Source organism: Methylomonas sp. Kb3 (assembly GCF_002834115.1).
GTDB lineage: Bacteria > Pseudomonadota > Gammaproteobacteria > Methylococcales > Methylomonadaceae > Methylomonas > Methylomonas defluvii.
This window is the reverse complement of the sequence record NZ_PIZT01000028.1, coordinates 46,162-55,604: the sequence shown is the minus strand read 5'-3', so window position 1 is coordinate 55,604 and position 9,443 is coordinate 46,162. Positions and strand designations below refer to the sequence as shown.

Below are 9,443 nucleotides of genomic sequence, written 5' to 3'. Positions count from 1 at the left end.
AAGACACGCTGTCGAAAATGCTCATCATACGTCTTCGGTGCGCCCGGCCGAGGTTCGTCTGACAGCCCCAAAAGCCCTTGAGTCATGAAACGGTTTCGTCACTTGATGACTGTATTGGCCCGCATTCGGCATTGCGCTGCAACCGCTTGGACTTGCGCGCCATCCAGGCAGCCCAGAATCATCCGGGCTCGCTCGACTACTCGAGCTTCTTCCGTACGGCTCGCTGCGCGTCGCTCTAACTCTGCCCGCACGTCCGCGGAACACTCAATTTTTGGGGCTACTCGTGACATCCCTACAAGATTACATTATTAGCGCTTAATAACGCAACTAAGCACTAGCACAAGTTGGCAACGGTCACGAAGTCCCTGCAAAGCCTGTAGTTCGCCGGCGAGATGTCCGGCTTCGTTGAGTACCGGGATGATGATGCTAATTGGGTAAGTCATGTTTGAAACTTGTCTCTCAAGCGTTGCGCCGCCAGGCGTGATAACGGCCCAGCCATTCCAGTACGCGCTGGGGCGCGTGATTGTGCTTCCAGACACCCGCTGCATATTTATTGGCTTCCGCCAGGGTGGGATAGATGTGAATGGTGCCGAGGATTTTATTCAAGCCGATACCGTGTTTCATCGCCAGCACGAATTCGGCGATTAAGTCGCCGGCATGTTCGCCGACGATGGTCACGCCAAGAATCTTGTCCTTGCCCGGCACGGTCAGCACTTTGACGAAACCATGGGCTTCGCCGTCGGCAATCGCCCGATCCAGATCGTCAATGCCATAGCTAGACACTTCGTAAGCGATATTCTGTGCTTGCGCATCCTGCTCGTTCAAACCGACGCGGGCCACTTCCGGGTCGGTGAAGGTCGACCAGGGAATCACCGAATAATCAGTGCGAAACTTCTTGAATTGCCCAAACAAGGCGTTGACCGCCGCATACCAGGCCTGATGCGCGGCGGTATGGGTGAACTGATAGGGGCCGGCTACATCGCCCACCGCGAAAATATTCGGATAATTGGTTTGCTGAAATGGGTTGGTCTCCAGTGTATTGCGCGGCGACAAGGCAATGCCCAATTCTTCGACACCGTAGCCTTTAATGTTGGCGGCGCGGCCGATGGCCACCAGTAATTGGTCGAAGGCAATTTTGACCGTTTGTCCGTCGTGCTCGGCCAGCAAAATATTTTCGCCATTTTCGATGATGAATGCCTTGGCGGTATGGTTGACTCGTACGTCCACGCCTTCCCGGCGAAACCGCGCTTCTACCAGCCCGGATACCTCACTATCTTCCCGCGCCATGATACGTGGCGCCATCTCCACCTGCGTGACTTGGCTGCCCAGGCGGGCGAAGGTTTGCGTCAATTCGCAGCCTATCGGCCCGCCGCCCAGTACCAGCAAGCGTTTGGGCTGCTCGCGCAGCTGCCAGACGCTGTCTGAGGTCAGATAGTCGATTTGCTCGATACCGGGAATCGGCGGCACGAACGGCCGAGCGCCGGCGGCAATCACGATCGAGCGCGTGGTCAGCGTTTTTTTTCCGCCTTCAGGCGTACTGACTTCGACTTCCCAGGGCGAAACGATTCTGGCGTTGCCCTGGATCACCTTGACGCCCAGTTCCGTGTAACGCTCCACCGAATCGTGTGGTTCAACCGTTTTGATCACCTGTTGAACCCGTTCCATCACCTCGGCAAAATCGAAATCGGCGGAGGCTGTGGCAATGCCGAATTCCGGCGCGCGTTGAATATGGGAGAGAAGCTTGGCCGAGCGAATCAAGGCCTTGGACGGCACGCAGCCGGTGTTCAGGCAATCGCCACCCATCTTGTGCTTTTCGATCAACGTGACTTTGGCTTTCAAGGCGGCGGCGATATAGGCACTCACCAGACCGCCGGCGCCGGCGCCGATTACGATCAGGTTGTTGTCGAAGCGTTTGGGCGTTTGCCAACCCGCATAGATTTTGCGCGCTTGCCAAACCGCCAACAGCTTTTTGGTCAGCAGTGGGAATAGCCCAAGCAAGGCGAACGACGCCAATAGCCCTGGCGACAGTATCCCTGACAGCGAGTCGATTTTCGCCAATTGGGTGCCGGCATTGACGTAAACCACGGTGCCGGCCAGCATGCCGATTTGGCTGATCCAGTAGAAAGTCCAGGTTTTCATCGGCGTCAATCCCATGGCCAGATTGATCAGAAAAAACGGGAACAGCGGCACCAAACGCAAGGTAAACAGATAGTAGGCGCCATCGCGCTGCAAACCGGCATTGATGGTCTGTAAACGCTGGCCGAACCGTGCTCTGACCCAATCGCGCAGTAGAAATCGTGCCGCCAAAAATGCCAGGGTCGCGCCGATGCTGGAGGCGAACGAGACGATCAGCGTACCCCAGAGCAAACCGAACACTGCGCCGCCGGCGAGCGTCAGTATCGTCGCTCCCGGTAATGACAACGCAATAACCGCAATATACAACATGGCATACAGTGCCGCCGTCAGCAATGGGTGAACCTGTCGGTAATAAGCAATGCCGGTCTGCCGGGTTTTTAAATTTTCCAGCGTCAAATAGTGCTGCAAATCCAGGGTTAAAAACGTCGCCATCAATGCGGCAATGCCCAGCATTAACAAAAGTCTGGATGTTTTCATGCCGACCTACCAATTCTGAGTGGGCTAGGCTTCGGAGGGTGTTTGCAAGTTGTCAGGCTAAACATCAGTGTTCCTTAAATACTATTGGGCTTGCCTGTTAGTCGTGTTTGCCGGTCATTCCTGACAAAAATCTCAACAAATTGAATTTAACAGGCTGAATAAATATCTTCACGAGTTAGTAGGCACCGTATCGGGCAGACGGTGTTGTAAGGGGAATTTGTATTCGGTTAATGCAATACCTACACTATGTGACGTCTACCTTATATTTTGTAACTCATTATGCGCCTTCCGCCCAAACACCAGCGCAATGTTCTCAAAATCGGTGAATTGGCCGAAGAGCTCGGCACTACACCAAGAACGATTCGCCTGTACGAGGAACTAGGACTGATCGCCCCCGACCGCACCGAGGGCGGCACACGTCTTTATGCTCGGAAAGATTTGAAACGTATGGCTATCGCGTTGCAGCTTGGTCGTGTCGGCATCGAACTGGACTCGGTTCAAAAGCTCGCTCAAACCCGGCAGAAATGTGCTTCCGGCAAAGAAGCATCGGCCGCGATGCAGCCGCTCCTGCATGATTTGCGTAAAAGAATTCGGGGATTGCTGGAAGATTTGCAGGAACTGGACAGTGATCTGGAGCGTGCGGATATGCTGATCCGCCAATGCGTAAATTGTCAAAATCGCCCCAATCGCCAGGATTGCCCGGAGTGTCCGGTCAACAAAAACGTTGATTTGACCAATATTGGTCGCCTGGTTTGGGATCCGAGTTGTCCATGACCGAGTTGTCGAGCCATTTCAAATATTACGTTAATGTAATTTATTGCTGTAGGGCGTAATCCGAAGGAGCTCAATTGTCATAGCCTTATTACGGCGTATGCATTTGTTTAACATTCGTTGCATTACCCGTTAGACATTGCGAGTTGTGGCCCGTTCGAACCCGCATTCAGTAATTCAACACCTTAGCAGCCATTTCCGTGCCGATGACGCGGGCTTTGATTTTGGCGAATGCCGTGTCCCGCCCGGTTGATGTGTCGTCTTCGAAAGGCGAAAAGCCGCAGTCGTCGGTGGTGCCGAGCTGATTTAGCGGGATGTATTCGGCTGCGCGCAATACACGATCTCGCACCAATTCCGGTTCTTCCACGTTGGGATTCAGCACGTCGATAACGCCGACAAACACTCGTTGGTCGGGACGAATATTGTCCTTGATGATAGCCAACACGCGCTCTGGCTCTTTTTCGTTAGCCATCTGCATGTAGAAATTACCGGCGTTGAGCTGGAACAAATTCGGTAGCAGCTCGGCGTAATCGACATCGGCGCTGTGGGTGGAATCATGGTCGCCGCCGGGACAGGTATGCACGCCGATGCGTTGGCGTTGTTCCGGGGTAAAGTGTGCCAATACCCGGTTGTTCAGGTCGATAAACTGCCGCAGCAATTGCTTGGATGGATCGAGTTTGACCGACAATCGCCCTTCGGTGAAATCGATTTGCACATGGTGTGCGCCTTGGTCCAAACAGCCGCGAATATCCGCTACCGTTTCCTTGACCAAGTCATCGATGAACGCTTCTCGTGAGTAACCGGTTATGCCTTCTGGCGGATAAAGCAGGCTCAAGGCGGAAGCCGAAATCACCGCCTGTTTGAGCGGGCGCGTGGTATAGCGTTTGGCGGCCTGCACAAATGCGCCGGCATAGACGCCGTAGCGAAATGGTCCCGTGGTTAATCGGGGTAATTGCCTGGTATGGCCATCGGCAAATGGAATCACGATGCCGTCTTCGGCGATATTGTGTAAACCTAGCAACGGGTAGGTGGCGAAGCTGGACTTGGTCTGTTCGCCATCGGAGATCACCGGTGATCCGGTGTCTGCAAAACGTTGTAAAGTGTCGCGTACCGCTTCGTCGTAGCAGGCATCGAGTCGTTGTTGCGATAGTCGGCCCGCGCGAAATTCCCGCAGTGCTTCCAGCAATTGCGGCGGACGGGGAATACTGCCAATAGATTCGGTGGGTATGGACATGTGGCGTTCCTGTATGGCGTTAAGGGAGTGGGTTGCAGAGGTTTTTAGGTCAAGTGAATGGCTGGGATTACGAGCCTGTCCGCTGCTCAGCAATGGTGGTTAAAGCACCGTAGGAAGCCACCAGAAATGGCACTCCATAGGTTAATAGCGCTTTGAAGACATCGAGTTGTTGCATGGCCGTGTAATCCAAAGACAGCAGGCCGAACACAGCTTGCGGCTGATTAATCAAATTCAACAGGGTTCCCACTACCAAAGCGACCTTGCCGGAGCGGCGGTATATGCCGAGTCGACCGGCCGTGCAATGCAGATCCAGTAATGTTGCAAAGAAATTTCCGACTGCTTCGTTGCAACCAAGCCACTTAACCATCCAGGATCACCTCTAACAAAAATGTAGATTTGGAGCGCGCTGTATGGCAAAAATCAATGCGCATAAAACCCTGCACTTAAGCGCTGACGATAAAAATGATAAGCCATGCTCTTTGTTCAAAATATACCATCAAGGTTACATTGTGTAAATTCTTGCATGTTTTATGTAATAGGCAGGACCTCCAAGCAAGCACTTTTGTATTGCTTGCTTAAGTCCGGGTAAGGCCAAAGTCAGAGCAAAGCCCCGCCGCAGCTGCTACCTTGGCCGGCGGTGCAACCGTAACAATGGGCTGCGGTGGCTATCGGTGCGTCTTGCAGTTGTTCCAGGTGCAATTCGTTAATATGTTGTTTGGGTTTAGCTGCGGCACCTAACGGCAAATCCAGCATCTGATTAAAATCGCAGTCGTAAACATAGCCTCGCCAATCGATGCTGAGAGTATTCAGGCACATCAGGTTTTCAAGATTTTCGGCGCGAAAACTGCCTTTTAATAACGCCAGGTAAGAATCGAAGCGGCCATGACTGATCAAGGTGCTACCAAAACGCCGAATCGGCATATTGGCGATGGCAAACAGGCGGTTGAAGACGATGCCGTAATGGTGCTGCAAGTGCTGTTTGTAAGCTTGTTCCAGTTGCTGTTGGTTGGGCGGCAACACGGCGTCTTGCGGGTTGAAAACCAAATTCAAGGCCAATCCGCTGTCCGGCTGACCATAACCCAGCCGATTCAGGCGTTGCAAGGCCGCCAGACTGTCTTTGAACACACCTTTGCCGCGCTGCTTATCAACATTTTCTTGCAAATAACACGGTAAGGAAGCAACGATCTCTACCTCATGTTCCGCTAGAAAATCGGCCAAAAATCGATAGCGTGGATCTTCCAAAATGGTCAGATTGCATCTGTCTATGACTTTAATACCCAATCGGCGTGCAGTACGAACCAGATACAAAAACTGCGGATGCATTTCCGGCGCGCCGCCGGTCAAATCCAGCGTGTCAATGTTAGCGGCCTCAGCCAAATCCAGCACCTGATCAATGGTTTCCCGACTCATCATCTCAGTGCGTTTGGGGCCGGCGTTGACATGGCAATGCACGCAACTCAGATTGCACAAATAGCCGAGATTGACTTGCAACACTTCCAGCGGCTTGCGGAATAGGGCCGGAAAGTCACTATTAATCAGCAGAGGTTTGGTGTCGTGCATGCTTAATCCTTGGAAAACCAGATGTCGCCATAAGTGGCAGCGGCTTGACCGCCATTGTTGTCGGTATCGGTCATGATGGCGACGGCATCGATAGCGGTGATGTCTTCACCGAATAGTTTCTTGAAATCGGCCCGGACATTGCGTTTTTCGGTTTGCCAAACATTCAGTGAGGCTTCCGGTCCACGTAAAGCCAACATCATCGCATGATCACCGGCAAAGGCATTGGGCCAGACGGTATCCTTTTTCGTATTGCCGGCCCAGACATAATTGATGGCCTTGGTTTGCCAAAACGCCAGCCCGCCTTTGACCACCACATATACCCGCGCCGCGTAATCGTCGCCGGGTTTGCTTTGTTCATTCAATCCGTTCAAACGCTTGCCGATGCGCCACGACCAGTTCAGGAACGGGGTTTGTTCCAGATCGATATGCTGCTCTTTGAACATGCCGGAACCGGCGGCACGACTATCGGCCGTCAATACCGTCACGCCATCGATAGCTTGCAGACTGTATTCGGTTTCGCCTTTGAAGCTTTTATGCTCCCAACCTTCCAGGCGATTCTGGCTGAACTCGCCGATAGGCAGTTTGTTATCGGCAACCGCCCCGTGATTCATCGATAGCATCGTTAAAAATATCCAGCAGAATTTTTTCATGTTTAACCCGCTGTGCGTTGTTTTAACCAAGTATCAATAGCCAAGCCGCCGCTGCCATTGAACAGCAGCGAACCGAGCATGAACAAATAAACCAACGGCAATTTGTAATTGCCATAACCTTGATCGGTGATGGCATAGCCTTTCCATAATTCGGCCAATGTGTGCCATTCGGCCGGCCAATGTACGGCCGCGATGGCCACCACGGTCAACACCATTAGCGCCGCGCTAAAAAAGCGGGTCATAAATCCCAAGATCAACGCCATCGGGGCGATGATTTCCAAGCCGGTGGCCAAGGTCCAGCTAAAATCCGTTGGCAATAAGCTGAACGGAAATGGGAAGCTCACATCGGCAAACCAGTTATCGCCATGGAGTTTTTCCAGGCCGGCTTCGCCGAACTCGTAAGCCAACAACAGACGTAGAAAAATTGGCGCCAAGCCCTGTAAGTTTCTGTCGAAACAGTGAGAAAGCAGGCTAGGCATAGTGCATAGCCGCTCGATGCAGGAAGGAATCAGACAAGCTGTACAAGGATCTTGGGCGGATTTAGCGAGGTCGTTCATCAGTGAGGCTCCAAAGTTCAAACCGGGCGAATATCGATAATCGCGCCCTGGCTATGTAGATCGGCCAGAATCTGCTGACCGAATTGGGTGAGTTCTAAAAATTGCGCGTCAGGGAGCTCGCCGCCACTCATTGCTTGCAAGGCCTGTTGCCCAGTCAAGCCGTTATTTAACAACAGGATCATCTTGGCCGTGGCCATATTCAGGGTTACAAACTGCACTTGATCATCGCTATCGCGAAAACCCAGGATATGAATCGCCGTGGTCTGTGGTTCACTAGGCAAAAAGTTTGGTCCAATGTCCTGCACCGGCCATTGGTAGCACAACAATTGCATGACCGGTGCAAACACAGGCACATTGGCCAGTAATTCGGCATCGGACAACTGCTTTCGCGTGACCGGCTCCGCCTCGGCAATTGACAGCTGTAATTCGATCCATTCGAACTGCGCCAGTTCGGCCAAAAACGGCCAATCATCGAGATGCTCACGTTCCTGTTGCAGATGCTGCAAAAATTCGTCGGGAATCTGCCGGTAATACGGCGTCAAGCAGCGATGTTTTGCGATGAAATTCAGCAGCAACGCCCGCCATTTTTCTTTAGATAATATACTGCAGGTGACCGGAAAACAGGCCGACAGGCTCTCGTCGAATTTGTTATAGAGTAGATCGACATACACGGCCAGCCGTTCAGGGGCGAAGCCTGCAGGTAGCTGCGATGTTTGCGGTTGCCGCAAGTAATTCAGAAACTGCCGCTGCTGTTGTTGAAAGGCCGGTGTCGGGTTCATGCCGCCACCTCGCTGATGTCATGGGGGTTGCGGTAGAGCCGATGAACATTTTGCAAGTCACGGATCCGTTCCACTTCGACCAATAACTCGGCCAAGGGCGGAATATTGCTATCCCGTTCCACCAAGGTCGGAAACACGCCAAAACGTCGATAAGCCTCGGCCAGCAAGTCCCAAACTGGTGCTATGGTATTCTGGCCGTGGGTGTCGATGATCAAGCCGGATGGCTCCAGGTCGTGACCGGCCACATGCCCATAAACGATGCGCTCGCCGGGCAAGCCGCGTAAAAACGCCACCGGATCGTAGCCGTGGTTAACGCTGTTGACATAAATATTGTTCACATCCAGATGCAGGTAACAGTCGGCTTCGGCCAATACCGCATTGATAAAAGTCAGTTCGTCCATCTCCGCCTGTGGCGGCTGGACATAGTAAGAGGCGTTTTCCAGGGCGATGGGCCGTTCCAGAATATCCTGAGTCTGGCGAATCCGGCTGGCGACATGCTTGACCGCCTGTTCGGTAAACGGGATCGGGTATAAGTCATAGAAATGTCCCTCATCGCTGCAAAAGCTGAAATGCTCGGTGTATAGGGCAAAATCGTGATGATCGAGAAATTGTTTCAGTTCGCCTAAAAACCCGGTATCGAGCGGCGCGGGGCCGCCCAACGACAAGGCCAAACCGTGCGCCACAAACAGGTGGCGCTCGGTCAGGCGGCGAAATTGCTTGCCGAGACGACCGCCGACGCCCACCCAATTTTCCGGTGATACCTCGAAAAAATCGATGCAGTGGGGCACTTCAACCTGCAAGGCCGACAGCATGCTGCGGCGCAAGCCCAAACCGGCGCCGTTCAAACGGAAAGGATGGGTGATAGACATCGGCGCGACTCCGGCTTATTTCGCTGTTTTACCGCTGCAACCTGCTTCCGGCATTTTGCCACTACAGCCTCCTTCAGGCATTTTTGCACTACAGCCGCCCTCGGCGCCTTTCATGTCCTTCATTTTGTTGGCACCACATTTGCCTTCGCCGCATTTACCTTCTTTCATCTTGGCGCTGCAACCGGCCTCAGCCGATTTGCCGTCAGCCGCCAATTGTTGCGCAGAATTGATGCTGGACATCGTAAACGGATTTTCGCCCGCTTGAATGGCGGGCGCCGCGCCCATCAAGGTTGAAGCCAACGCGCTGCCTAGTGTTAAAGACAAGGTTTTTTTGTTCATGGTGTTCTCTCCGATAGATAGATAAATGATCAGGACAAGCAACAATGCCTTCCTGCTCCATCAGTCGGAGT

10 protein-coding genes are annotated in these 9,443 nt (G+C 52.9%); 1 reads left to right on the top strand and 9 read right to left on the bottom strand.

Going from position 1 to position 9,443, the window contains the following annotated elements; translation table 11 throughout:
• Window positions 1-459: 459 nt before the first annotated feature.
• A complete protein-coding gene (locus CWO84_RS14505) occupies window positions 460-2,613 on the bottom strand; it encodes a bifunctional TVP38/TMEM64 family protein/FAD-dependent oxidoreductase (protein ID WP_033159438.1) in 2,154 nt (717 codons plus the stop codon).
• Window positions 2,614-2,892: 279 nt separating this feature from the next.
• Between CWO84_RS14505 and CWO84_RS14500 the strand changes: the two genes are divergently transcribed.
• A complete protein-coding gene (locus CWO84_RS14500; protein WP_051670526.1) occupies window positions 2,893-3,387 on the top strand; it encodes a MerR family transcriptional regulator in 495 nt (164 codons plus the stop codon).
• 166 nt (window positions 3,388-3,553) lie between these two features.
• On the opposite strand, the gene CWO84_RS14495 is transcribed toward CWO84_RS14500, so the two are convergent.
• The 8 genes from CWO84_RS14495 to CWO84_RS14460 all read right to left on the bottom strand — a co-directional run bounded on the left by CWO84_RS14495 (window position 3,554) and on the right by CWO84_RS14460 (window position 9,372).
• Window positions 3,554-4,618 (bottom strand): cobalamin-independent methionine synthase II family protein, encoded by a 1,065-nt coding sequence (locus CWO84_RS14495; RefSeq protein ID WP_033159439.1) that lies wholly within the window; start codon window positions 4,616-4,618, stop codon window positions 3,554-3,556.
• Window positions 4,619-4,685: 67 nt separating this feature from the next.
• Entirely contained in the window at window positions 4,686-4,985 is a 300-nt protein-coding gene (gene nrtS / locus CWO84_RS14490) for a nitrate/nitrite transporter NrtS (protein WP_165786332.1), read from the bottom strand.
• Window positions 4,986-5,215: 230 nt separating this feature from the next.
• The gene (arsS, locus tag CWO84_RS14485; protein ID WP_033159440.1) at window positions 5,216-6,178 is read right to left on the bottom strand and encodes an arsenosugar biosynthesis radical SAM (seleno)protein ArsS; all 963 of its coding nucleotides are present in this window, start codon (window positions 6,176-6,178) and stop codon (window positions 5,216-5,218) included.
• Window positions 6,179-6,180: 2 nt separating this feature from the next.
• Complete coding sequence (locus tag CWO84_RS14480) at window positions 6,181-6,828, bottom strand: DUF3047 domain-containing protein (protein WP_033159441.1); 648 nt, start codon at window positions 6,826-6,828, stop codon at window positions 6,181-6,183.
• Between the two features lie 2 nt (window positions 6,829-6,830).
• Window positions 6,831-7,385, bottom strand: a complete 555-nt coding sequence (locus CWO84_RS14475) for a DoxX family protein (protein WP_033159442.1) — start codon at window positions 7,383-7,385, stop codon at window positions 6,831-6,833.
• Window positions 7,386-7,402: 17 nt separating this feature from the next.
• Window positions 7,403-8,164: a putative DNA-binding domain-containing protein gene (locus tag CWO84_RS14470; protein WP_101053409.1), complete on the bottom strand. Its 762-nt coding sequence runs from the start codon at window positions 8,162-8,164 to the stop codon at window positions 7,403-7,405.
• A complete protein-coding gene (locus CWO84_RS14465; RefSeq protein WP_033159444.1) occupies window positions 8,161-9,033 on the bottom strand; it encodes a DUF692 domain-containing protein in 873 nt (290 codons plus the stop codon). Before CWO84_RS14465 ends, CWO84_RS14470 begins: the two co-directional genes overlap by 4 nt.
• A 15-nt stretch (window positions 9,034-9,048) precedes the next feature.
• Entirely contained in the window at window positions 9,049-9,372 is a 324-nt protein-coding gene (locus CWO84_RS14460; RefSeq protein WP_033159445.1) for a hypothetical protein, read from the bottom strand.
• Window positions 9,373-9,443 lie beyond the last annotated feature (71 nt).

Bases quoted from the DNA above. Each gene is read 5' to 3' on its own strand.
- CWO84_RS14505 (WP_033159438.1), bottom strand. From the start codon at position 2,613: ATGAAAACATCCAGACTTTTGTTAATGCTGGGCATTGCCGCATTGATG.
- CWO84_RS14500 (WP_051670526.1), top strand. From the start codon at position 2,893: ATGCGCCTTCCGCCCAAACACCAGCGCAATGTTCTCAAAATCGGTGAA.
- CWO84_RS14495 (WP_033159439.1), bottom strand. From the start codon at position 4,618: ATGTCCATACCCACCGAATCTATTGGCAGTATTCCCCGTCCGCCGCAA.
- nrtS (WP_165786332.1), bottom strand. From the start codon at position 4,985: ATGGTTAAGTGGCTTGGTTGCAACGAAGCAGTCGGAAATTTCTTTGCA.
- arsS (WP_033159440.1), bottom strand. From the start codon at position 6,178: ATGCACGACACCAAACCTCTGCTGATTAATAGTGACTTTCCGGCCCTA.
- CWO84_RS14480 (WP_033159441.1), bottom strand. From the start codon at position 6,828: ATGAAAAAATTCTGCTGGATATTTTTAACGATGCTATCGATGAATCAC.
- CWO84_RS14475 (WP_033159442.1), bottom strand. From the start codon at position 7,385: ATGAACGACCTCGCTAAATCCGCCCAAGATCCTTGTACAGCTTGTCTG.
- CWO84_RS14470 (WP_101053409.1), bottom strand. From the start codon at position 8,164: ATGAACCCGACACCGGCCTTTCAACAACAGCAGCGGCAGTTTCTGAAT.
- CWO84_RS14465 (WP_033159444.1), bottom strand. From the start codon at position 9,033: ATGTCTATCACCCATCCTTTCCGTTTGAACGGCGCCGGTTTGGGCTTG.
- CWO84_RS14460 (WP_033159445.1), bottom strand. From the start codon at position 9,372: ATGAACAAAAAAACCTTGTCTTTAACACTAGGCAGCGCGTTGGCTTCA.